The following is a 22,596-nucleotide window of genomic DNA, read 5'->3' as shown; positions in this document are numbered from 1 at the left end:
CATGGCGTTCAGGACGGTGCGACAGCGCGCCTTCGACATCCTGGAGCGGGACATTCCCGGCGATCTCCTGGCGGATGTGGCCCATTACTTCCTCATCGCGGCCATCCTGCTGTCGGTGGGCGGGGCGGTGCTGGCCACGGTGCCTTCCCTCGGAATTCACGGCACATGGTGGTTTTGGGCGGGCGAGCGCGCGGCCCTTGCCATCTTCACCGCGGAATATCTGCTGCGCCTCTGGGTGGCGCCGGAACATCCGCTGCGCCGGCGCCTGCCGCCGCTCAAGGCGCGGCTGCGCTATGCGCTCACGGCGCCGGCCCTCATCGACCTGATCGCGATCCTGCCGCTGTTCGCCGGCCTGACGGAAGAGCTCAACATCCACTCGCTCCTGGTGCTCAGGCTGCTGCGCTTCCTCAAGCTCGCGCGGTATTCCTCCGGCTTCAACGCGCTTTATCTCGCGGTGCAGCGCGAGCGCTATGCGCTGCTGTCCTGCCTCCTCATCCTGTGCGCCGGGGTGCTGATGGCGGCCACCGCCCTTTATCTTGTGGAGCGTACCGTCCAGCCTGACAAGTTCGGCTCCATTCCGGCGGCCATGTGGTGGGCCATCACCACCCTGACCACGGTGGGCTATGGCGATGTGGTTCCGGTGACGGTGGTGGGGCGGATCATCGGGGCGCTGACCATGGTTTCGGGCCTCATGATGCTGGCCCTGCCCATCGCCATCCTCGCCGGCTCGTTCTCGGAGGTGATCTCCAAGCACAATTTCGTCGTCACCTTCTCCATGATCTCCCGGCTTGCCCCCTTCGCCGAGCTGGATGCGCCGGTTCTGGGCGATCTTTTGCCGCTGCTCAATTCCCGCAGCTTCGACCGCGGCCACCACGTGGTGCGGCGGGGAGAGGCGGCAAGCAACCTGTTCGTGGTGCTGGAAGGCTGCGTGGAGCGCGAAACCCCCGAGGGCCTGGAGCGGCTGGGGCCCGGCGACGTGTTCGGCCTCATTCCGGGCGCCGACATCTCCCCCACCATCCCGGTGCGGGCCGTGGCGAGGACCAAGCTGCTCGCCATCGAGGCCAACGAGCTCTACATGCTGGCCCTTCGCCACCCGGACGTGATCGAGCGGCTGGCGGCGCTGGCCCGTGGCGCCGATGCCGTGGCCGTGGTGGTCTGACCTTCAGGCGGTGAACGTATTTTCCGGCCGGCTTGCGAGGTGGGGCGGCGGGCGTGGAGGAAGGTCGGCCGGGGGCGGAATGCCGTCGGCCATGGTCTTCACCCGCTACGGGCCGGGATCGCTCCAGGGAGCGCCATTGCCATGCGGCAACGACAAAGGCCCGCGAGGGTGGCTCGCGGGCCGTCGAGGGGTTGCGCCCCGCGCCGGCCGCATCCCACTGCCCATGGCGGCAGCCGGATGCGACCCCTGTCACGCCGCCATCATCAGGCAGCCATCATCAGGCGGCCATGGCCTTGGTGAGGTTCTCGGAGATCTTGTCCAGGAAGCCGGTGGTGGAAAGCCACTTCTGGTCCGCCCCCACCAAGAGGGCGAGGTCCTTGGTCATGTAGCCGTCTTCCACCGTGTCCACGCACACCTTCTCCAGCGTGTCCGCGAACTTGGCGAGCTCCACATTGTCGTCCAGCTTGGCGCGGTGGGCGAGGCCACGGGTCCAGGCGAAGATGGAGGCGATGGAGTTGGTGGAGGTCTCCTTGCCCTTCTGGTGCTCGCGATAGTGGCGGGTGACGGTGCCGTGGGCGGCTTCCGCCTCCACCGTCTTGCCGTCCGGCGTCATCAGCACCGAGGTCATCAGGCCGAGCGAGCCGAAGCCCTGGGCCACGATGTCGGACTGCACGTCGCCGTCATAATTCTTGCAGGCCCACACATAGCCGCCGGACCACTTGAGGGCCGAGGCCACCATGTCGTCGATGAGGCGGTGTTCGTAGGTGAGGCCGCGCTTGTCGAACTCAGCCTTGAACTCGCTCTCGTACACTTCCTGGAAGATGTCCTTGAAGCGGCCGTCATAGGCCTTCAGGATGGTGTTCTTGGTGGAGAGGTAGACGGGATAGTTGCGCAGGAGGCCGTAGTTCAGCGAGGCGCGGGCGAACTCGCGGATCGACTCGTCGAGGTTGTACATGGCCATGGCCACGCCGGCGCCGGGAAACTTGTAGACTTCCTTCTCGATCTTGGTGCCGTCCTCGCCCACGAAGGAGATGGTCAGCGTGCCCTTGCCCGGCACCTTGAAATCAGTGGCGCGATACTGGTCGCCGAAGGCGTGGCGGCCGACGATGATGGGCTGGGTCCAGCCCGGCACCAGACGCGGCACGTTCTTGCAGATGATGGGCTCGCGGAAGATCACGCCGCCCAGGATGTTGCGGATGGTGCCGTTGGGCGACTTCCACATCTCCTTGAGCTTGAACTCCTCGACGCGGGCCTCGTCCGGCGTGATGGTGGCGCACTTGACGCCCACGCCATGCTTCTTGATGGCTTCTGCGGCGGCGACGGTCACCTGGTCGTTGGTCGCGTCGCGGTTCTCGACGGAAAGGTCGTAATATTCGAGGTCGATGTCGAGATAAGGATGGATCAGCTTGTCCTTGATGTACTGCCAGATGATCCGGGTCATCTCGTCGCCGTCGAGCTCGACGACCGGATTTGCCACCTTGATCTTCGCCATGGGACGGCCTTTCGGGAGTGCTCTAGGAGCCTTGGAGAAAAAGGGGGAGGACCATCGGCGCGAGGGTCCCGCGCCGGCAATCTTCCGGCGTCGCCGCTATAGCACTGGCGTGGCAGGGAACAAAAGCCGCGACCTTCGTCTGTAGCGTGAGATGATTTTCCATCGCACGCGGTGCGTTTTACCTCCGCCTCTCGACTTTGCGGCGGCGATCGTGCCAGAGAGCGCGAAACGGGAGACAAGATGCCAGGTTCCGGTACTGACAGCACGAAGCCCTGGGCGGCCGGCGGACCGGTCGTCATCCTCGTGGAGCCGCAGCTGGGCGAGAATGTCGGCTCGGCCGCGCGGGCCATGGGTAATTTCGGCTTGGCGCGCCTGCGCATCGTCAACCCGCGGGAAGGCTGGCCGAACGAGAAGGCGCGCGTCTTCTGCGCCGGTGCCGACCGCATCCTGGAGCAGGCGCAGGTCTTTCCCGATCTGCGCTCGGCCCTTGCCGGAATCAATTTCGCCTTTGCCGCCACGGCGCGGGAGCGGGGCATGGCGAAGCCGGTGGTGGGGGCCGATGCGGCGGCCGGCGAGGCCCGCCAGAGGCTCGCCGGCGGGGAGGATGTGGCCCTCGTGTTCGGCCGCGAGCGCACCGGCCTTTATACCGAAGAGGTCTCCCTGTGCGATGCCATCGTGACCCTGCCGGTCAACCCGGCCTTCGCCTCGCTCAACCTTGCCACCTGCGTCGCCGTGGTGGCCTATGAGTGGTTCAAGGCGGAGAGCGCCGGCGCCCTGCCGTTCGCTCCGCCGGATCGCTCGCCGCTGGCCGACAAGGGCGACCTCATCGCCTTCTTCGACCATCTGGAAGGGGCGCTGGAGGCCTCCGGCTTCTTCCGTTCGCCGGAGAAGCAGCCCTCCACCACGCGCAACCTGCGCAACATCTTCCACCGCCTCGGCCTGACCCGGCAGGACCTTGCCACCCTGCACGGTGCCGTCACGGCCCTGGAGGAGGGGCGGGAGGGCCGGGAGGCGCGCAAGCATCTTCACAATGCGGAAGCTGCCGCCCGAAAGGCGCAGAAGGCCGCCGGCCGCCCCCCCGCCGCCGACGATTGATCCGGCCGGCTCAGGTTCTTATCCAGCGGCTGATGAAGGCCCCCGCCTCGGTCAGGGCCCTGCGGCCCTCGGTGAGCCGATGGTACCAGATGGGCCAGGCGTGGATCATCTGCGGGTAGACCGACAGCCGAACCTTCACGTCGCCGGCGGCCAGCCGGCCGGTGAGACGCACGGAATCATCCAGCAGCGTCTCGCACGAGCCCACCTGGATCAGGATGGGCGGCAGGCCGGTGAGGTCCGCATGAAGCGGGCTGACGAGGGGCGAGCGCGGGCTGGTGCCGCCGGCGAGATAGGCTTCCGCCAGCTGCTGCAGGTAGGGCCGGTGGATCAGGGGGTCCACGGCGTCCTTTGAGTCCATGCTGGCGCCCGTCATCTCCAGATCGACCCAGGGGGAGACCAGCCAGGCGCAGGCGGGCGGGGGCAGGCCCTTGGCCCTCAGGGTCTGCAGCAAGGCGAGGGTGAGCCCGCCGCCGGCGCTGTCGCCCCCCACGACGATCTGCGAGCCGGTGTAGTCATGCGCGAGCAGGAAGCGGTAGGCGGCTTCCGCATCCTCCAGCGCGGCCGGGAAGGGGTGCTCGGGGGCGAGGCGGTAGGCGATGGCCAGCGTGCGGATGCCGGCCGCGCGCCCGGCGCCCGTCACCATGGTGCGGTGGCTGCGGATGGAGCCGACGCAATAGCCGCCCCCGTGCAGGAACAGCAGCACGCGGGCCACGTCGGCACCGGGCGCCAGCGACCACTCGCCGGGCACGCCCCCCGCATTGACGGCAATGAGGGAGATGTCGTGATCCACGGAATCGACCGCGGTCACCGCCTCCATCCGCTCCCGCTGCTCCTCGAGGGTCCGGGGGCGGGGGTTCGCCGCGAGCAATTCGCGCAGCGCAATCATCTCGGACGTTTCCATCGGCCTTCTCCGGGCAACTGAGGGGTTGATCTTGGCCCGTTTTTCAGAGAGGACAAGGCTTGCTGGCACATTCCCATCGCCGGCCGGGACGCCGTCATCCACAGGGTGGACGGGGGAAGGGCTTTTTTTCCCTCAAGCCCTTTCATTCCCCGGCGGGGATTGCTACATACGCCTCACCGACAGCCGCTTCGCCGGCTTAACAGATCGGTCCCGACGCGGGGTGGAGCAGCCCGGTAGCTCGTCAGGCTCATAACCTGAAGGTCGCAGGTTCAAATCCTGCCCCCGCAACCAAAACGACTTGCCAACGGCCCGCCCCTCCGGCGGGCCGTTGGCTTTTGAGCGTTGCAGCAGCAATTCCAGCTCATCACCGGCCGTTCGGATCATCAACCGCGCAGGCATGTTCGTGCGTCGGTACCAGGTGCGGCTGGACCGCACCGAACCGGCGAAGATCGGCGAGTGCCGCTTAAAAAATGCATAAATATCAGTATAATAAATTGTGGTGTTGGCGGGCCACGCCCGATGAAGATGATAACTACCAGTACGCCATAGCACTATGAAGCTAGGGTCAAACGCGGCCTTGACAGCCAGCGTCGCACAGATTCGCCGCGAACCTCTTGCTTTACGCAAAATTATGGAGCATAAATCAGCGATACCGAAGGGGCGATTCGATGAGCGACGAGATCAAGCATAAAATAACAGTCACGCTCCCGCGAGAGCTCATTATCGACCTTTTCGATGTCGCAGTAGCGCGGACCCGCGAGGCATTCGAGCTGATCCGGGACAACACTGACCTGAGCGGTCGCAGCGCGCGGGCCTTGGAGGGCCAGGCCCGCTTCCGGCTTATGGAAAAGGGTTTTCAGGACACGTGCGAGCAGCACGGCGGAGTCAGGCTTGATGGCGATGTCATCCCGGGCACTGATCTTCGGTACTATCAACCCTTCATGCGGTTCGGCGGTGACAAGCCCGGCGTTTTGCTCGGGTTGGCATCAATGCCCGCCAGGTCAGAACTGCCGACCAAAAACCGTTCTCGCCTTGCTGGCGTGACGCTGAATTATAGGCTTACTCCGCGCTTGGACTTGGATGGCACGAGCGCGTCGCCCCAGCCCGGCGACGTTTTCGTGTTGTTGCTTTTCGCTCGCGATGCTGGCCGTGCCGGTCATGTTGACGAAGTGGCCATCGGCGTTATCGACGCTGAATATGCCGGTTATCTCGTCTACGAATCCGTCGAAAACTTCTTGGCCGACTATGCCACGGAATCTGCGTTGGGAACTGAACAGCCATCCACGCTGGTGACGTTGAAGAAAGTGCGCAAGGCGTTCAAGCCGCCGGAAACGCCGGAGGCCGATGACGCCGCTGAAGCTGGCGAGTGAATGGCAGGCCAATGCGTACCAGCATACCAGGCTTTGTGCCCGGCCGCCTGACGGAGGCCAGGGCCGCACGAAGGATTCCAAGCATGTCCGCGCTGGCGCGGAGCATGAGTTTGAACCCCAGCACGGTTTCGCGCTGGGAAGACGGCACGTCTGCGCCGGAAGCAGATGCGTTGTCGGAGTTGGCCGATTTCCTCGATGTTAGGCCTGAGTTTTTCTTGAGGCCGCTTCACGCTTCAGACCGACCGGTATTTTTGCGGTCGTTGTCCAGCACGTTGGTTCGTGACCTGCAATATCAGAGCGCGCAGATGCGTTGGTTTCAGGAGATCAGCCACGCCGTAGAGCACTATGTGGATTTGCCGGTCGTCGACATCCCGGATGTCATGGCTGGAGCCAGCTATCAGCAGCTTCGCGAAGAAGATTTGGAGAAAATTGCGATCGATCTTCGGCGACATTGGCGCGTTGGCGAAGGGCCGTGCGCTGATATGATTCCGTTGATGGAACGCGTTGGCTTCGTGGTCGGCGTGATCGAAATGGGCACGATCAAACTCGACGGCCTTTGCAGTTGGTCGCCGGTGGATGGGCGACCACATGTCTTACTCGCGAGCGATAAGATGTCGTTTGCTCGTCGTCAGATGGATGCTGCACACGAGATGGCCCACGCCATTCTGCACAAGAACGTAACGGCGGAGGAATTGAAACGGGATCTGAAGGTAATTGAAACCCAGGCATTCCGCCTTGCCAGCGCCTTCCTTCTCCCATCGACCACCTATCCCATCGAAACGCGGGTGCCGTCGCTTGCCAGTTTGGTAACTGCGAAGGAACGCTGGCGGGTGTCCATTAAAGCACAGATCAAAAGGCTCGCTGACTTGGACGCTATTCCGCCGGAGTTCGCTACCCATCTATACAAGCTCTATTCGGCAAAGGGCTGGTCGCGGGAGGAGCCATTCGACAGACATTGGGCACCGACAGACCCGCGCGTTCTGCGCGATGCGCTGCACTTGATTGTCGATGAAGGTGTTCGGTCAAAAGCGGACCTGCTGGCGTTAGAGTTCGCCGTGTCTGCAGGTGACGTCGAAAATCTCACCGGCTTGCCACCTGGTTGGTTTTCTCATGAGCCAGCTAGTGTTTTGAAGTTAAAGCCAAGAGACGCCTTGCCTCGCTCTCAGAGCGGTGATGTTGTCCCGTTTCCCACTAAATCAAAGACCTGATGAGCATGTAAAATAGATATTTTCTCCTTGTCAGACCACGACCAATCCCCGTCACTATTCCGTGTGATTTGACCTGTATAAATGAGGATGTTGCTGACATTCCTCACGGACGCGTGTGAGCCACGTTTCGTACCAAGACCAGACCTTGCCCACGGCCACCGCGCCGTAACCCTTCGCGGGGTTTCGCGCATCGAGGCGCTTCCAGAGTTTCGTGTGGCTATCCATTGTAAAGCGGTCCCAACCCTCGCCTTTGATGGTCGCGACGATCTCGCCGGGGAGATATTTCCGTTTCTCGACCTCCTTTAGCGCCAGATTGAACTTCTCGGCGATGTCCGATCCGGGTGGCACCAGTTCCACAGCCAGGTCCGCTCCCGGCGCGCGGTTGGCGGTTTTGTGAACCATGAAGACGCGGAAGGCGAAGCGAGGGTCCGCCTGTTGCTCGGGCGTCAATTGTTGCTCGAGGGCATCCATCATGGTCTCGACATTGCGTGGCAGTGTCGCGGCCTTCTTCAACAGGGCGCGTTGATCGGGGCTGAAGGTCACGAACTGAAGGGCGATCGGCAGGCGGCGTTCGAGGGCGTATTGCGCGCCGAACAGGCTCTTAATTGCGTCGTTGAAATTGATGCAGCAGGCTTGCAGCTTGGCGCTGACGGCATCATCGATCCGGCTGGTTGAGCGGTGCTCGATTTCATGCCGCAGTTCCAGCAAGAAGGTCAGGTTGTCCCGCGCGCCGGGTTCGACTGGGCATTTCGCGTGCTTCAGGCACTGTGACAGTTCCCAGTATTTTTCGGCACCGCTTGGCGTCTTCACCACCACCCTCTCGCCGTTCTGATTTTTCGTGTGGCGATAGTCTATGCCTTCACGCTTGAACCAGGCGTGCAGCAGATAGGTCCAGGCGATGACGGCGGTGACAATGAACAGTTCGGCGCGGAAGGTCAGCCCGGCGCTGTTGAACGTATGGACAGCTGCGATCATGGCCTCGCGCGCCTTGATCAGCAGTTCGTCGCCGCGCAGCGACAGGCCGGTCTCCGCATCCACCTCCGGCCAGGATGCAACGAAGGCATCCAACTCTTCCGCCGGTGCAGCCTTTACGGCGGCATGTTTAGCAGCTGTGCGAATTTCAGCGATGGCACGGTGGTTAATCGAGCGTGTGGGACGGGTGAAGTAGGCAAGAATGTCCTGATCGTTCGGCCACCGCCCATCGGTAACCATCGACTTGATAAGGGCAATTTCCCAGCGTTCGAGCTTATTGCCCCGCCTGCGAACCGGCATTGCCGCTCCCCTTGCTGAGGACCTGACCAAGGCCTGACATCGTCATCGTCGGACAGGCATGGAAGGCTGGGGCAATGAGGCGGATCATCCTGCGATCTCCGCATTGGGTTGCCCAGCCATTAGGGCGCTTATCCAGGCGAGGCACAGGTCGCGGCTGCGATAGCTGCCCCACTTCGCCGTCTCTTCGCGCTCGACGATCGGGAAGGTCGAATAGATGTAGCGGATGTCGTCGCGGCTTTGCGCCGGGTCGGCGGGATCGAAAACGCCATAGAGGATGAAGTAGAGTGCATCGAGCTTGGCGCGCAGCAAAAGGCGGCGGTCCTCGTCCCAGACGAAAGGCGGGAGAACATCGCCAACCGCATCGACATGGCCGAGGTCGCGCGCGAAGGGGGCGAGGTCGTTTGCGGTGTAGCTCAGTTCCAACACCGCCTCGCGGACGATGCCGGCGGCGGATTTGGGGCCGAACATGCGGGCGTAGATGGCGGGCGGGACGATGGGGAGTTGTTCGACGATATACCAGTTCAAATGCGTGCTTTGCGCCTTTTGACGCGCCACATAGTCGAACACGAGGGTGTTCAGGTTGGCGAGCAGGAGTACCTGATCGGCAGTTAGAACGTCTGACAAAATAAGGGGCGCGGTATTGCCCGCCGCCCGGCTGGGAACGATGCTGGCGATCATTGTCCGCGCATCGGTAGAGCGCGCGATGTCCCGGAACGCTATGGTGGGTGTTTGGTTCGCATCCGCCGTTTCAAGCAACCAATAGTGCGGAGTCGGCAAGAACGCCGGATCAGCTTTCATGGCTGCTGTTACTTCGCCGCTTAGCGCAGCGTTATGAAGATTGGCCTCATTGACGACAACCGAAGCGGCACGGTGATCGAATTGATGAATCATACGTCCAGTGTAGAGCGGAGCCCACTCGCCAGCCGCCGACTGGAAACGGTTGCCGCCAATTGACCAAGCGCCCTCACGTTCCTCCAGTTCGGCGCGGGTGCGGAACAGGTGGCTGTCATTCGTCATGTGAAACATGGTCGCATATTTGACGGGCCAAGCCGCAACGGGCGCGGGGCCAGACTTATCCACCAGCACCGGCAGGCGGCCATAAATGGCGGTGGTCAGCGCCATATCGCGTTTGCTACGGAAAATTGGCGCGGTGCCGGTATTGGGATTTACCCTTGCAAAGTCCGCCGCTGTGATCGGGAAGGCTCTGTCAGCATCTGAGAGCTCAGCTGTCGACTGAAGGAAGAAGCCGCAGTTGGCGGCTTTGAACGTCCGAGCGGGACTGGCAATGATCGACGCGAATTTGAAACGGCTATCGACGTCGGGGAAGAACGGCTCCACCCCATATCGCGTTCGGCGGTTTTCAAAATCGTAGAGCGCCTTGAGATGCCCGCCCGTCGCCACCTGCCGGAAGAAAGCGGACGCCGACAGGTCGGACGCGATGCCGCTTGGGACCAGCAAACCAACCATGCCATTTGGCTTGACGAGTGTATGGGCGCGCTCGACGAACAGACTGTAAAGATTGATATCGCCCCGGCTGAGCATTGGATAGTTGCCCGAGCCACGCGCCATGCGAGCGGCATCAGCGGCACGGACATCCGCCTTTTCGAAATCGTCCCAGAGCGGATCGCTGTCCGTTTTGAGCTTGGCGATCATGCGGGCTCTATCTGACGCTCGCTGCGCCAGCGCAATCTCCGGTCGCCGGGCGGCGAACCATTCGACCTGTTGCAGCTTGATCCGGTCCCATGGCGGATTGCCGACCACGGCGTCAAACCCGCCTTCGCGGCCCTTGCTCGCCCAATTATCCCACACGCCGGGAAAGCTGATCTGCCAGTTCAGGAACCGCTCTTCGACGATCAGCGCGCGAGCGCGTTCCCAGATGCCGGTGAACGCTTCGACCTCTTCCGGCTTCGCCATGCTGCCTTTCGGGGCTTTCCTGCCGCGGGCGATGGGAATGGGATCACCGAACCTTCCATCCAGCCAAAGGCGGACAAGGGCCTTGTTCTTGGCCTTCAGATCGAGCCAGTCGAGCGCATGGATGAAGCTGACGAACCCGTCGAGTTCGCCGGTCATCAGCTCCACGTCTTCATACATCGCCGCCGACCGATGCGCTTCGGCGATCTCGACATCGGTCAGCGCCTCAATGGTCTTCATCGCTTCCGCCGACCGCTGGGCGTTGCGGAGCGCCTCATTGTAGAAAAGCTCGCCGCCCATCGCGGTGGCCTTGTCGATGGCGTCGCGCACCCACAGGCCGAACAGGCTGTCGCCGGCGTGCAGGTGATGGTCGATGAAGGAGAGCGGCGCGCCCACGGTGAAGGTGTGCAGCCACAACGCCACCTTGGCCAGTTCCACCGCCATCGGGTTCTTGTCCACGCCATAGACGCAGCGTTTGAGCACCATGCGACGGATGATGTGGCGGTCGTCGAGTTGTTCCTCGTTGATCGTCCAGTTCGCGGCCTTGGCGTTCTTCAGGATGGTGGCGCGGATGTCCTCGATCTTGTCGGCGAGGGGCGAGGTGTAGTGCAGATCGACGCCCAGCGCGGCGGCTTCCGCCATCGCATCGAGCACGTGATCGGCGAGGGTATCGACCAGGCTGACGAGGAAATGCCCCGACCCCATCGCCGGGTCGCAGACGCGCAGCGACAGGATCGCGTTCGCCGGATCGGCATCGCGCAGTTCGCGCCGCCGATAGTCTTCGGCATCCTTGGGGTTCAGCTTGGCGAGCGTCGTCCGAAAGGCGTCGAGACGTTCGGTGATGAGCGGTTCGAGCGTCTCGTCCAGGATCAACCCGACCAGTTCGTCGGGTGTGTAATAGCTGCCGGTATTCTTGCGGGCGAAGAGGTTTGGCCGAACCGTGAGCACGCCGGATTCGTCACGCACAATCTCGAACTCAAGCAGGCGTTCGTAGATCGACCCGAGCTGCTGGACGGAGAGATCGCGGTAGTTGATGTAGCGCCGCTCCCCCGACGATCGCTCATAGGATAGGGCATCGAGCGCCGGAGCCAGCACGCTGTCGGGAACACGGGCCGTGGTGAGCAGGGGCGTTCCGCCGGTCGCGAACAGACCGCCGTTGTAGGGCGGAATACCAACCGAGCTGTCGCCCTTGTCGATCATCCGCGACAGATCGGAAACGTGCGACCAGATGCGCGCGGCGGACGTGGAAAACGCATCGCCGCTCGTCACGCGCCTGCCGACATCGAGCCGCAGCGGGCGCAGCGCATAGTCGTCGTAGCGGGGATCACTGACCGGCAGCAGGTCGCGATCTTCGGCATAGAGCAGGAACAACAGGCGGTAGAGCAGCACCAGGGCGGCGTCGCGAACGTCGGACAACGGCGCGTCCGGCGCGCTGTTGGCGATAGCGGTGGCGAGGTTCGGGAACACGGATTCGAACACCAGCTTCGACAGGCTAGCGGCAACCCGTTCCTCATAGAACGCGGCTTCGGCACGCGCGCGATCGTGGAATGAGCGTTGATCCGCGCCGTCGCGCAGGAAAGCTTCGCGCCCGAACATGACCGCAAAGACGCGCAGCCAGTGGTCGCGTGTCGCGTCGTCGGCGAACAGATCACCGCCGCCTTCCAGCGCCAGAACCCGGCCCAGGTCGATTTCCAGAAACTCTTCGGAGATCGACCGCGCGCCCGCCCAATAGAGCCGCCAGCGCGTGCCGTTGGTGAGAATTCCCCAGCGCAGTGCGCCGCCCGTCGTATCGTCGATACGGCGCAGGTAACGCAACATTTGGGTAGACGGCGCGGTGGTTTCGTCGCGGCCCGAAGCGCGGTCCAGCGGACGCGCCCATCGCTTGCTTTCGACAACAGCGAGACCGTGGGCATAACGCCGCCATTGGTCTCCCTGAGCATTGGCGGACGCCTTCGCCGCCGCGTCCTCGAACAGCAGACCATCGGGCACGTCGTCGCGTCCAGTGACCGTCAGATTCTGTTGGCGGAGCGACTCCGTCCAGCCGAGCGCGGCAAGCATCGGCCAGATGAAATCATCCTCCGTCTGGCTTTCGTTCGTGCGATGATTCTGCGGAAAGGCGGTGGCGATTTGGTCAAGTCGCGTGCGCAATCCGACCACATCGACGGCGCGATAGGCGGCGGTGGCCTTGATCGCTTCGACGAGATAGTCGGTGGTGAATAGCGCACCGGAAATGAACAACGCAGAATCAGACAAATAGCGCCCCCTGTATGTTCCGAGCATTAGCCAGCCCCACCCATTCTGGCAAAGCGAAGTGTGATTGGCGCATACGGCGTGCACAGGTTTCGCGGCGGACCTGCGGTCGCTTTGCAGCGAGCTTGCGAATCAGCAGCGTTTGGATCGCGGCGATTCGTAGTATAGCGTAGTAGTATATTCGGCGAGTTGGTCGCTTGGAGGATCGTCATGAGGGGAAGGAAGATGACGGCAAGATAAAGCGAGTTGCCTCGCTGCCGGAACGTCGTTCCTAAGTATCTGTCTGCACATTGTTTTTTGTCGGCTCGTGACCGCTGCCGGGAGGTGCGCGGGTGCCACCTGTGCCATTTTCTCGTTTGTTATCAATGCAAGAAAGGGTGCCGCCCGCGATGTGCGATCAATGGCGGCCCGCCGATTGCCGCCGTGCGCAAGTATTTCTACGCTACAGCACGATGACCCATTTTACTCTCTTGCATCTCTGATTTCATCTCTCAATCGTCTCGTCATGACTCGCGACGACGACAGCTTCCGCATCCGTCCCGGCAAGGTTCGCGACCGGGGTGCGGCGCGTTCGCCGAGGGTGGTGCGGCAGCGTCCCAAGACCTTCCTTGGCGAAGTGCATCAGGCCATCCGCCGGGCGGGCGGAAACCCCAATCGCTTGGCCGGAACGGGGAAGGGAAGCGGGCGGTTCAACGCGCGCGGCCGGGGCGCTCAGATCGCGGCGGGTCTGAAAGGCCGGAACGCATGGAGCCGGGACGGGCGCGGCGTCCGCACCCGCTCGCGGCGGGTGGCGGTGAAGGCCCGCGTGGTGAAGCTCAATCCCCAACGCGGCGCGGCGCGGGGACGGCAGTTCGTCAGCGGCAAGGCGGTGGACGCCCATCTGCGCTATCTGGAGCGCGACGGCGTGACCCGCGACGGCGAGAAGGGCCAGGTCTATTCCGCCGACAAGGACATCGCCGATGGCCCCGCTTTCCTCGACCGGGGCCGCGAAGATCGCCACCAGTTCCGCTTCATCGTCTCCGCCGAGGAGGGGGTGGAGTTGTCTGACCTTCGCCAGACGACCCGCAACCTGATGACCCAGATGGAATCCGACCTGGGAACGAAGCTCGACTGGATCGCGGTCGATCACCACAACACCGGCCATCCCCACACCCACATCCTGATGCGGGGCGTCACCGACGACGGCAAGATGCTCAACATCGCGGGGGACTATATCGCCCATGGCATCCGCGAGCGGGCGGGCGAGATCGTCACGCTGGAGCTGGGCCGCCAGACCGAGCAGGAGGTGTCGCGCCAGCTTGAGCGCGAGGTGGACGCCGAACGCTTCACCCGACTCGACCGGATGCTGATCGCGGCGCAGGAGCGCGACGAGTTCTCTGATCTGCGGCCCGACAAGGAGATGCTCGAAACCTCCCGGCAGAACCGGGCGCTGCTGATCGAACGCGCCTGCAAGCTGGAGCGGATGGGGCTGGCGACCGAACACACGCCGGGGATATGGACGATCTCCCCCCGTGCCGAACCGATGCTCCGCGAGCTGGGGACGCGCGGCGACATCATCAAGACGATGCACCAGGCGCTGGAGCGCGAAGGGATCGCCGAGCGCCGAGGTGTCTCGGGCTACGCCCTTCACGGAACCAAACCGACCGAACGGATCGTTGGGCGCGTCATCGGCAAGGGGCTGGGCGGCGACGAGCTTGGCGAGCGGATCGGCCTCACCATCGACGGCGTGGATGGTCGGGTCCATCACCTTGAGGTTCCAGCGGCCAAGGCCGAAGACATCCGGCGCGGCTGCATCGTCGCAGTGGAGCCGCCGCCGAGCACTCCGCGCGTCGCCGACGACAACATCCTGCAACACACCGATGCCCAAGGCATCTACCGGCCTTCAACGCATTTGGAAGCCGTGCGGGAGACCATGCCCCGGATCGATCACGAGCTTCACGTTCGGTCGCATGTGCGCAGGCTCGAAGCCTTGCGCCGCGCCGGGATCGTCGAGCGAGTTCATGCCGAGCATTGGACCATTCCCGCCGACCTGCCCGAACGTGGACTCGCGTACGACATCCAGCGCGCCGGACCGGGACCGCACGTAACCGAGCTATCGCATCTGCCCCTCGACCGGCAGATCGGCCATGAAGGGGCGACATGGCTTGACCGCGAGCTGGCCTCGCGCGACCGCACGCCGCTCGCTGCGCACGGGTTCGGCGCGGACGTGGCGACGGCGATGCAGCGGCGGCGCCAAGCGCTCGTCGCGATGGGATATGCCACCCCGCTGGAGGACGGGCGCGTTCACGCGCCCAAGGACATCCTCCAACGACTGGAGCGCGCCGAGATCACCCGCGTCGGCATAGGCCTCGCCGCCGAGCGCGGGCGCGAATGGCAACCGGCAGCGACCGGCGAGTATGTCTCGGGTAAGCTGGTTGGATCGACCCAGCTTGCCAGCGGGCGGTTCGCGATGATCGACAATGGCCTGGGCTTCCAGCTGGTGCCGTGGAGCGACCCGCTGGAAAAGCGGCTTGGCCAGCATATCTCCGGCATCGCCAGAACCGGCGGTGGGATCGAGTGGATGCTTGGGCGGAGCCGGGGACTGGGGCTTTGAGCGGCGCTCGATTGCCCGAACCCGCAAGCATCGGCGGACAGGCGGCGGCCCTCAAGGCCAAGCCCTTCGGGCGGCGCTGTTCGCGTCGGCCTTGACCGCCGCCGCTTGTCCGCCGCGTAGGAGGGGTGTGCCGGGACGGAAGAACGCACCCGAGCCGAACCGAAGAACAGAATGGGGAACGCCGATCACGCTGCGCCAGCACCGCCGGGAAATGCCGGAGGCCGCCGTTCACCTGTATTTGCGCGCTGCGGCACGCAGCGTAGCGCGGCGTAGAGATGTGTTGTTCCGCATCGCTGCGGTATCGCCGACTCTGGCGGGATGCCCCGTCCGCAGCGCCAGCATGAACCCACAGCGTCCGAGCAGCTTGAAGCGCTGCTCGGCGAGCCGTGGCCGTTCCCTGGCCGTCCGCCCAGGCATGACGTTGCGAGCTGGCGCGTCAGCGATGATTGGCCCGAAAAGGTGCCGGTCACCGACGCCGAGATCGCCGTCTTCGAGGCATGGTTCGGTGACCTGTTCGACGAGCTATTCGGGCCGGAATGAGCGGCCGACGGTGGCGCAGCTCGGTTGACAGACGCTGCGAACATGCCATATTTAGCATGAGGAGGAGGCGCGTGGCGGATGAGGCGAGCGTCAAGCCTGTCAGGTGGATCGGGAGCAGCCGTGATGACCTACGGACCTTCCCCGAGCCGGTGCGGCTGCGCGTCGGCGGGGCGCTGTGGGAGGCGCAGACCGGCGGCAAGGCGGGATGGGCCAAGCCGCTCAAAGGGTTCGGCGGGGCGGGCGTTCTGGAGGTGGTCGATGACCATGACGGCGACACCTATCGTGCAGTCTACACCGTGCGGTTCGCGGGCGTCGTCTACGTGCTCCACGCCTTCCAGAAGAAGTCGAAGCACGGGATCGCGACGCCGAAACACGAGATCGCGCTGATCGAGCAGAGATTGAAGCGAGCCCGAGAGGACCACGAACAATGGCGAGCAAGCACGACGACATGAAGGTGACGGAAGGCTCCGGCAATGTGTTCGCCGACCTGGGGGTCGCCGAGCCCGAGGAGGAACTGGCGAAGGCACAGCTCGCCAGCCACATCCGCGAGGCCATCAAGCGCCGGAGGCTGACCCAGGCGGCGGCGGCCGAGCTGGTCGGGCTCGACCAGCCCAAGGTGTCGGCGCTGATCAACGGCCGGCTGACCGGCTTTTCCAGCGATCGGCTGCTGCGCTGCCTGACCGCGCTCGGGCAGGACGTGGACATCGTGGTCAAAGCGCCGCGCCGAAGCCGCCAGCGCGGGCGGCTCCGTGTGGTGGAGAAGGCAGCGTGACCGCCACCGTTCCTTTGCGCGCCGCTCTCTATCTGCGCGTCTCGACGGCGCGGCAGGCCGAACATGACGTGTCGATCCCTGATCAGCGCAAGCAGGGCGAAGCCTATTGCACAGCGCGCGGCTACCAGCTTGTCGAGACGTTTGTGGATGCAGGCGCGTCCGCCACCAATGACCGACGCCCCGAATTCCAGCAGATGATCGAGGCGGGGACGGCGAAGCCCGCGCCATTCGAGGTCGTGGTCGTCCACAGCTTCTCGCGCTTCTTCCGCGATCACTTCGAGCTGGAGTTCTACGTCCGCAAGCTGGCCAAGAACGGCATCCGCCTTTTGTCGATCACCCAGGAGATGGGCGACGATCCGATGCACGTCATGATGCGCCAGATCATGGCGCTGTTCGACGAGTATCAGTCCAAGGAGAACGCCAAGCACGTCCTGCGAGCCTTGAAGGAGAATGCGCGGCAAGGGTTCTGGAACGGCTCGCTGCCGCCGATCGGCTACCGCGTCGTCGCCGCCGAACAGCGCGGGGCAAAGATCAAGAAGAAGCTGGAGATCGACCCGCTCCACGCCGACACCGTGCGTCTGGCGTTCCGGCTCGCGCTGGAGGGCGACGGCACATCTGGCCCGATGGGCGTCAAGTCCATCACCAAGCACCTGAACGAACACCGCATCTTCACCCGCGACGGCGGGCGCTGGGGGATCGGCACCGTCCACCGGCTGTTGACCCGGCCGACCTATATCGGGCGTCACGAGTTCAACAAGCGCGGCAAGACAAAGGCGTTGAAGCCCGCCGACGAGGTGATCCCGGTCGCAGTGCCACCGATCATCGATCAGGTGACGTTCGATACGGTTCAGGCCCGCATGAAGGCGCGCAACCCGAAAGTCACGCCGCCGCAGGTGGTGGGTGGTCCCACGCTCCTTACCGGCCTGATCCATTGCGCCAAGTGCGGTGGAGCCATGACCATCCGCACCGGCAAGGGCGGGCGCTATCGCTACTACACCTGCTCGACCAAGGCCCGGCAGGGGCCGACCGCCTGCACCGGCATGACTGTTCCCATGGAGAAGCTGGACGCGCTGGTCGCGGCGCATCTTGAGGACCGGCTGCTTGATCCGGCGCGACTGGAGGAGGTGCTGGCGACGGTTCTCGACCGGCGACAGGAACGGACAGAGCGCCGTCGCGATCACATCGCCGAGTTGAACAAGCGGGCGACCGAGACCGACCTTCGCCTCAAGCGGCTTTACGATGCCATCGAGAGTGGCGTCGCCGACCTGAACGACCCCGACCTCAAGGACCGGATCGCCAGCCTCAAGGCCACGCGCGACCAGTCCCGCGTCGATGCCGACCGCGCATCGGCCATGCTCGAAAGCGCGGGCCAGAAGGCGATCACCGCGCCGATGCTGCGAAAGTTTGCGCTAACCGCACGCCAGCGTATCCGTCTCGACGGCGGCGGCTACCGCCGCGACCATCTCCGAGCGCTCGCACAGCGCGTCGAGGTCAACGAAGGCGAAGTCCGCATCATGGGATCGAAGAGCAACTTGCTGCGAACGCTAGCCGCAGGGAGCGCGGGAACGCTGGCGGGCGCAGTGCCCACCTTTGTTCCGAAGTGGCGGAAGGGGTGGGATTCGAACCCACGGTGGGCTTGCACCCACGGCGGTTTTCAAGACCGCTGCCTTAAACCACTCGGCCACCCTTCCGCGGGGTGCGGTGTGCCTGCCCGTGCCGGAAGCGGGGGCATTGCCCTTCATCTAGCCCAGCGGCAAAGACGCGTCGAGATCATGGCGCCGGGTCGCATGCGTTTACCATCGTCGCAACATCGCCCCATTTCTGCCGTCATTGGACGTCCTGTTGGCGCACAATGCCCATGGGAGCCTTCCCGGGGCGGTGGCTGGCCGGCACCTGCCGGGCCGGCAGGGCAATGACAGCCGGGGAGATCTGGCGCGGATGAAGGTGGAGCCTGCCGTGAACGCTTTCCTCCACACGCCGGTCGGCGCCTCCGCGGTTCCGGGCTGGCGGCGCGCTGCAGGAGCGGGGGCCGTGGCGGCATGCGTCGCGCTCGGCGGGTGCAGCTCCGTGGAAACCCTGGGCAGCAAGATCGACCCCATCTATGGCGTCTCCGCCAGCCCGCGGGTGGTGGCGGAGGGCGAGCCGGTGCCGCGGGGCGGCGGCTCCTACAAGGTGGGCAAGCCCTATACGGTGGCCGGGCGCACCTATGTGCCGGCGGAAAATCCCAACTATGTGGCGGAAGGCACCGCCTCCTGGTACGGCAAGGATTTCCATGGGCGCAAGACCGCCAACGGCGAAATCTTCGACATGACTTCGGTGACCGCCGCCCACAAGACGCTGCCCATGCCGTCTTATGTGCGCGTCACCAACCTTTCCAATTCCCGCTCCATCGTGGTGCGCGTGAACAATCGCGGCCCCTATGTGGGCGACCGGCTCATCGACCTGTCCTACCGCACGGCGGAACTGCTCGGCTTCGCCGGCAACGGCGTGGCAAAGGTGCGGGTGGAGTATCTCGGCCGCGCCCCGCTGGACGGTTCCGACGACCGCAAGCTCGCCATGACCCTGCGGCAGGACGGCAAGCCCGCGGACCTGTTCGAGGATTCGCCGGTGCGGGTGGCGTCCGCCCGTCCCTTCGTGCCGGATGTGCCGGCCGTGCGCACCGTGGCCGCCTCCACCCCGCCGAGCGACGAAGCCCCGCTCCCGCCCGGCCGCCCGTTCGATCTGGGCCAGCCCGCCGCCGACACCGGGGGCTCGGTCAGCGTCGCCAGCGCCGGCTGGTCGTCCGGCCCGGCGCCGGTGAGCGGCCTCGGCTTCGCCGGCGTGCCGGGTGCGGGTGCCCGCTAGTCCTGCAAGCCGGGTCGGGCGTCCCGCGGCCGGAGCTTGCGGGCAAAATTCCACATGCAGGCGCGTGGCGTTTCAGGTCGTGGTCCTCGGGTGAGCCGGATTTCTTTCGGCACCTGGCGCCTCGCCACTGGCCTGTGGCGCATCGCCCGTCCACCTTTAGAATGGGACGGCAGGCGCACCACGCCTGCCGTCCAAGCGTTCAACCACCAGGTGAAATGCCATGTCGCCGAAGGTCCGCTTTCCCCAGTCCGGCCACGCGCGAGGGAATGACGTGCCACGGGGGGCGCTTGCGCTGCTGCTCGGCGCGGCGCTGATGAACCTCCTGGCTTTCGGGGCGGTGCCCGCGCGGGCGAGCGACGGCTTCCAGACCTCGGTTCCCTCCGCGGTCCTGGTGGATCATGAAACCGGCACCATCCTTTACGAGAAGGATGCGGACAAGCGCATCGCCCCCGGCACGCTGGCGAAGGTGATGACGGCGGAGGTGGTGTTCGCCCAGCTGCGCGCCGGCAAGATCGCGCTCGACACGCCCTTCGTGGTCAGCGTGAACGCATGGCGGCGGGGCGGTGGACCTTCGGGCGGCGCGGCCATGTTCGCGGAGGTGAACAAGCCGGCCCCGGTGGGCGAACTGCTCGCCGGCGCCCTGGTGGTGTCGGGCAACGATGCCGCCATCGCGCTGGCCGAAGGCGTCGCCGGCACCGAGAGCGAGTTTGCGCAGATGATGAATGGGCAGGCCCGCTCCATCGGCATGACCGGCTCGGATTTCCGCAACGCCACCGGCTTTGCCGAGGCGGGGCAGGTGTCCACGGCGCGCGATCTGGCCACGCTCGCCAGCCACATCATCCGCACCTATCCCGATTACTACCCGGTCTTCGCCCGTCCCGGCATCGAATGGAGCCGCATCAAGCAGCGCAACCGAAACGTGCTGCTGGATGCGGGCGTCGGCGCCGACGGCCTGCAGGTGGGCTGGCTGAAGGATGCCGGCTACCACGCTCTGGGCTCGGCGGTGCAGAACGGCCAGCGCCTCGTGGTGGTGGTGCTGGGCGCCCGCAGCGAGAAGGAGCGGCTGGAGGAGACGCGCAAGCTGCTGGAATGGGGCTTCCAGTCGTTCCGTCAAAGGCAGGTGTTCCCCGCCGACCGGGAGGTGGGCCGCGCGCAGGTGTTCGGCGGCGCCGAGGGCTCGGTGGGGCTGGCCGCGCGGGGCGCGGTTTCGGTGCTGGCCCCGCGCTCCGGCAGCGAGCGCATTTCCGCGAAGGTGGTCTATGTGGGGCCGCTGCGGGCCCCGGTCACCAAGGGCACCGAGGTCGGGCGCCTGGAAATCAGCCGCGGCCAGGTGAAGGTGCTGGAGGTGCCGCTCTTCACCGTGGCCGACGTGCCGGTGGGCTCGCTGGTGGATCGCGCCATCGACGGCGGGCTGACGCTGATGGGCGACGGCGTGCGCGACCTCGCCCGCCGCGTCATGGCCAAGTTGCAGAAATGATGCGCGGGCTATTCATCACGCTGGAAGGCGGGGAGGGGACGGGCAAGTCCACCCAGGTCCGCCGCCTTGCCGCGCACCTGCGCGCCCTCGGCCACACGGTGGTGGAGACGCGCGAGCCCGGCGGCTCGCCGGGGGCGGAGGCGGTGCGCCATGTGCTCCTGTCCGGCGCGGCGGAGCCGTTCGGCCCGCAGGCCGAGGCGCTTCTGTTCGCCGCCGCCCGCGCCGACCATGTGGATGCGGTGATCCGCCCGGCGCTGGAGGCGGGGCACATCGTGGTGTGCGATCGCTTCCTGGATTCCACCCGGGTCTACCAGGGCGCCGTCGGCCGGGTGCCCTCGGCGCTGCTGGATGCCCTGGAGGCCACCGCGGCGGCGGACGCCCGGCCCGACCTGACCCTGGTCCTGGACGTGCCGCCGGAAATCGGCCTCGCCCGTGCCGCCGAGCGCGGCAAGGGCGCGCTGGCGGACCGCTTCGAGAAGGAGGGGGCGACCTATCACGGCGCAGTGCGCGCGGCCTTCCTGGCCCGGGCCGGGGCGGAACCGGCGCGCTGCGCGGTGGTGGATGCCGTCCCGCCGGCGGACGAGGTGGCGCAGCACATCGCCCGGATCGTCGCCGAGCGCCTCGGCATCGCGGCCGGCGCCCCATGAGCGCGCAGGCCTCCGGCGAGACCCTTTCCGGCGACGTGCTGCCCGGCGCGCCCCATCCGCGCCAGCAGGATCGCCTGTTCGGCCATGCGGCGGTGGAGGCCGACCTGCTCGGCGATTTCCGCGCCGGCCGGCTGCCCCATGCCCTGCTCATCGGCGGACCGGAGGGCATCGGCAAGGCGACCTTGGCCTATCGCCTCGCCCGCATGGTGCTGGCCGGCGGCCCGGACCCGGGCCGGCACGACCTGTCCCTGTCGCCGAGCCATCCGGTGTTCCGGCAGGTGGCCTCCATGAGCCATCCCGACATGCTGGTGCTGCGGCGGGTGCCGGAGGCGGGCGAGGAGAAGATCCCCACCGTCATCCCGGCCGAGATGGTGCGGCGTGTGCGCAGCTTCTTCGGCGCCACCGCCGCGGCGGGGGGCTGGCGGGTGTGCATCGTGGATGCGGTGGACGAGCTGAACGCCTTCGGCGCCAACGCCCTGCTGAAGACGCTGGAGGAGCCGCCGCCCCGCGCTTTGTTTCTGCTCGTGTCCCATGCGCCGGGCCGGGTGCTGCCCACCATCCGCTCGCGCACGCGCCTGCTGCGCCTGCGCCCGCTGGCGCCGCCGGACGTGCTCGCCGCCCTGGACCACCTGAAGGACGAGGTGGAGGCCCTCGATCCCGCCCGCCTGCCGGCGGCGGCGCAAGCCAGCGGCGGTAGCGTGCGCCGCGCTTTGGTGCTGGCGCAGGGGGAGGGGATGGAGGTGCGCACCGACACCCTGCGCCTGCTGGAGCAACTGCCCCGGCCGCGGGCGGAGGACCTTCACAAGCTGGGCGCCCGGCTCCAGGGCGACCGGGCCGACGGGCTGGACCTGTTCATCGAGGCGGTGAGCGATTATGTCGCCGCCCGGGCCACCGCGGCGGATGAGCCGCGCCATCGCCTTGTCCGCCTCGGCGAGGTGTGGGAGAAGGTGCGGCGCAGCGCGGTCGAGGCCGATGTCTTCAATCTCGATCGCAAGGCGCTGGTGTTCCGCATCTTTGCCGATCTCGCGGACGCGGTGCGCTGATCGGGCGCGCTGCCGCGGGGCC

The 22,596-nt window shown here is 65.6% G+C and carries 16 protein-coding genes, 2 tRNA genes and 1 pseudogene; 14 read left to right on the top strand and 5 right to left on the bottom strand.

Translation table 11 applies throughout. The annotated features are described in order from the left end of the window. The first annotated feature begins 1 nt into the window (after window position 1). Window positions 2-1,159, top strand: coding sequence for a cyclic nucleotide-gated ion channel (locus ACI7BZ_RS15450; RefSeq protein WP_414118055.1), 1,158 nt, complete (start codon window positions 2-4; stop codon window positions 1,157-1,159). Between the two features lie 277 nt (window positions 1,160-1,436). Here ACI7BZ_RS15450 and ACI7BZ_RS15445 read toward each other — a convergent pair whose 3' ends face one another. After that, on the bottom strand, window positions 1,437-2,651 hold the full coding sequence (locus tag ACI7BZ_RS15445; protein WP_414118054.1) for an NADP-dependent isocitrate dehydrogenase: 1,215 nt from the start codon (window positions 2,649-2,651) through the stop codon (window positions 1,437-1,439). Between the two features lie 240 nt (window positions 2,652-2,891). On the opposite strand from ACI7BZ_RS15445, the gene ACI7BZ_RS15440 reads away from it, so the two are divergent. Further along, a complete protein-coding gene (locus ACI7BZ_RS15440; RefSeq protein ID WP_414118053.1) occupies window positions 2,892-3,746 on the top strand; it encodes an RNA methyltransferase in 855 nt (284 codons plus the stop codon). A 10-nt stretch (window positions 3,747-3,756) separates the two neighbouring features. Here the strand turns inward: ACI7BZ_RS15440 and ACI7BZ_RS15435 are convergent, their stop codons facing one another. Beyond that, window positions 3,757-4,647: an alpha/beta hydrolase gene (locus ACI7BZ_RS15435; RefSeq protein ID WP_414118052.1), complete on the bottom strand. Its 891-nt coding sequence runs from the start codon at window positions 4,645-4,647 to the stop codon at window positions 3,757-3,759. Window positions 4,648-4,861: 214 nt separating this feature from the next. Between ACI7BZ_RS15435 and ACI7BZ_RS15430 the strand changes: the two genes are divergently transcribed. From ACI7BZ_RS15430 to ACI7BZ_RS15420, 3 genes are all read left to right on the top strand, one after another. Then, a tRNA-Met gene (locus ACI7BZ_RS15430) sits at window positions 4,862-4,938 on the top strand. Between the two features lie 377 nt (window positions 4,939-5,315). Continuing rightward, on the top strand, window positions 5,316-6,017 hold the full coding sequence (locus ACI7BZ_RS15425) for a hypothetical protein (RefSeq protein WP_414118051.1): 702 nt from the start codon (window positions 5,316-5,318) through the stop codon (window positions 6,015-6,017). A gap of 11 nt (window positions 6,018-6,028) precedes the next feature. Beyond that, entirely contained in the window at window positions 6,029-7,225 is a 1,197-nt protein-coding gene (locus ACI7BZ_RS15420; RefSeq protein ID WP_414118050.1) for an XRE family transcriptional regulator, read from the top strand. Between the two features lie 54 nt (window positions 7,226-7,279). Here ACI7BZ_RS15420 and ACI7BZ_RS15415 read toward each other — a convergent pair whose 3' ends face one another. After that, window positions 7,280-8,497, bottom strand: coding sequence for a DUF3644 domain-containing protein (locus ACI7BZ_RS15415; protein WP_414118049.1), 1,218 nt, complete (start codon window positions 8,495-8,497; stop codon window positions 7,280-7,282). An 84-nt stretch (window positions 8,498-8,581) separates the two neighbouring features. Beyond that, the gene (locus ACI7BZ_RS15410; protein ID WP_414118048.1) at window positions 8,582-12,661 is read right to left on the bottom strand and encodes an Eco57I restriction-modification methylase domain-containing protein; all 4,080 of its coding nucleotides are present in this window, start codon (window positions 12,659-12,661) and stop codon (window positions 8,582-8,584) included. Between the two features lie 502 nt (window positions 12,662-13,163). On the opposite strand from ACI7BZ_RS15410, the gene ACI7BZ_RS15405 reads away from it, so the two are divergent. The 5 genes and pseudogenes from ACI7BZ_RS15405 to ACI7BZ_RS15385 all read left to right on the top strand — a co-directional run. Continuing rightward, on the top strand, window positions 13,164-15,251 hold the full coding sequence (locus ACI7BZ_RS15405; protein WP_414118047.1) for a DUF3363 domain-containing protein: 2,088 nt from the start codon (window positions 13,164-13,166) through the stop codon (window positions 15,249-15,251). A 318-nt stretch (window positions 15,252-15,569) separates the two neighbouring features. After that, complete coding sequence (locus tag ACI7BZ_RS15400) at window positions 15,570-15,791, top strand: hypothetical protein (protein WP_414118046.1); 222 nt, start codon at window positions 15,570-15,572, stop codon at window positions 15,789-15,791. Window positions 15,792-15,862: 71 nt separating this feature from the next. Continuing rightward, complete coding sequence (locus ACI7BZ_RS15395; protein WP_510803561.1) at window positions 15,863-16,243, top strand: type II toxin-antitoxin system RelE/ParE family toxin; 381 nt, start codon at window positions 15,863-15,865, stop codon at window positions 16,241-16,243. Then, window positions 16,219-16,563 (top strand): helix-turn-helix domain-containing protein, encoded by a 345-nt coding sequence (locus ACI7BZ_RS15390; protein WP_414118044.1) that lies wholly within the window; start codon window positions 16,219-16,221, stop codon window positions 16,561-16,563. Before ACI7BZ_RS15395 ends, ACI7BZ_RS15390 begins: the two co-directional genes overlap by 25 nt. Further along, window positions 16,560-18,194, top strand: a pseudogene (locus ACI7BZ_RS15385) (recombinase family protein); the annotation flags it as partial. The gene ACI7BZ_RS15390 and the pseudogene ACI7BZ_RS15385, both read left to right, overlap by 4 nt. On the opposite strand, the gene ACI7BZ_RS15380 reads toward ACI7BZ_RS15385, so the two are convergent. Further along, a tRNA-Ser gene (locus ACI7BZ_RS15380) sits at window positions 18,165-18,254 on the bottom strand. The pseudogene ACI7BZ_RS15385 and the gene ACI7BZ_RS15380 sit on opposite strands and share 30 nt — an antisense overlap. A gap of 340 nt (window positions 18,255-18,594) precedes the next feature. Between ACI7BZ_RS15380 and ACI7BZ_RS15375 the strand changes: the two genes are divergently transcribed. From ACI7BZ_RS15375 to ACI7BZ_RS15360, 4 genes are all read left to right on the top strand, one after another. Further along, window positions 18,595-19,407, top strand: coding sequence for a septal ring lytic transglycosylase RlpA family protein (locus ACI7BZ_RS15375; protein WP_414118043.1), 813 nt, complete (start codon window positions 18,595-18,597; stop codon window positions 19,405-19,407). A gap of 220 nt (window positions 19,408-19,627) precedes the next feature. Beyond that, entirely contained in the window at window positions 19,628-20,884 is a 1,257-nt protein-coding gene (locus ACI7BZ_RS15370; RefSeq protein ID WP_414118042.1) for a D-alanyl-D-alanine carboxypeptidase family protein, read from the top strand. After that, the gene (gene tmk / locus ACI7BZ_RS15365; protein ID WP_414118041.1) at window positions 20,881-21,531 is read left to right on the top strand and encodes a dTMP kinase; all 651 of its coding nucleotides are present in this window, start codon (window positions 20,881-20,883) and stop codon (window positions 21,529-21,531) included. Before ACI7BZ_RS15370 ends, tmk begins: the two co-directional genes overlap by 4 nt. Further along, the gene (locus tag ACI7BZ_RS15360; RefSeq protein WP_414118040.1) at window positions 21,528-22,574 is read left to right on the top strand and encodes a DNA polymerase III subunit delta'; all 1,047 of its coding nucleotides are present in this window, start codon (window positions 21,528-21,530) and stop codon (window positions 22,572-22,574) included. The genes tmk and ACI7BZ_RS15360 overlap by 4 nt, the downstream gene beginning before the upstream one ends. The last annotated feature ends 22 nt before the right edge of the window (window positions 22,575-22,596 follow it).

Source organism: Xanthobacter sp. AM11 (genome assembly GCF_047444035.1).
In the GTDB taxonomy this organism is placed as follows: Bacteria; Pseudomonadota; Alphaproteobacteria; order Rhizobiales; family Xanthobacteraceae; genus Xanthobacter.
This window is presented reverse-complemented; position numbering and strand designations above follow the sequence as displayed.

Coding starts and splice junctions, on each gene's coding strand:
- ACI7BZ_RS15425 (WP_414118051.1), top strand. CDS start 5,316: ATGAGCGACGAGATCAAGCATAAAATAACAGTCACGCTCCCGCGAGAG.
- ACI7BZ_RS15450 (WP_414118055.1), top strand. CDS start 2: ATGGCGTTCAGGACGGTGCGACAGCGCGCCTTCGACATCCTGGAGCGG.
- ACI7BZ_RS15400 (WP_414118046.1), top strand. CDS start 15,570: ATGCCCCGTCCGCAGCGCCAGCATGAACCCACAGCGTCCGAGCAGCTT.
- ACI7BZ_RS15390 (WP_414118044.1), top strand. CDS start 16,219: ATGGCGAGCAAGCACGACGACATGAAGGTGACGGAAGGCTCCGGCAAT.
- tmk (WP_414118041.1), top strand. CDS start 20,881: ATGATGCGCGGGCTATTCATCACGCTGGAAGGCGGGGAGGGGACGGGC.
- ACI7BZ_RS15415 (WP_414118049.1), bottom strand. CDS start 8,497: ATGCCGGTTCGCAGGCGGGGCAATAAGCTCGAACGCTGGGAAATTGCC.
- ACI7BZ_RS15440 (WP_414118053.1), top strand. CDS start 2,892: ATGCCAGGTTCCGGTACTGACAGCACGAAGCCCTGGGCGGCCGGCGGA.
- ACI7BZ_RS15405 (WP_414118047.1), top strand. CDS start 13,164: ATGACTCGCGACGACGACAGCTTCCGCATCCGTCCCGGCAAGGTTCGC.
- ACI7BZ_RS15435 (WP_414118052.1), bottom strand. CDS start 4,647: ATGGAAACGTCCGAGATGATTGCGCTGCGCGAATTGCTCGCGGCGAAC.
- ACI7BZ_RS15420 (WP_414118050.1), top strand. CDS start 6,029: ATGCGTACCAGCATACCAGGCTTTGTGCCCGGCCGCCTGACGGAGGCC.
- ACI7BZ_RS15370 (WP_414118042.1), top strand. CDS start 19,628: ATGTCGCCGAAGGTCCGCTTTCCCCAGTCCGGCCACGCGCGAGGGAAT.
- ACI7BZ_RS15445 (WP_414118054.1), bottom strand. CDS start 2,651: ATGGCGAAGATCAAGGTGGCAAATCCGGTCGTCGAGCTCGACGGCGAC.
- ACI7BZ_RS15360 (WP_414118040.1), top strand. CDS start 21,528: ATGAGCGCGCAGGCCTCCGGCGAGACCCTTTCCGGCGACGTGCTGCCC.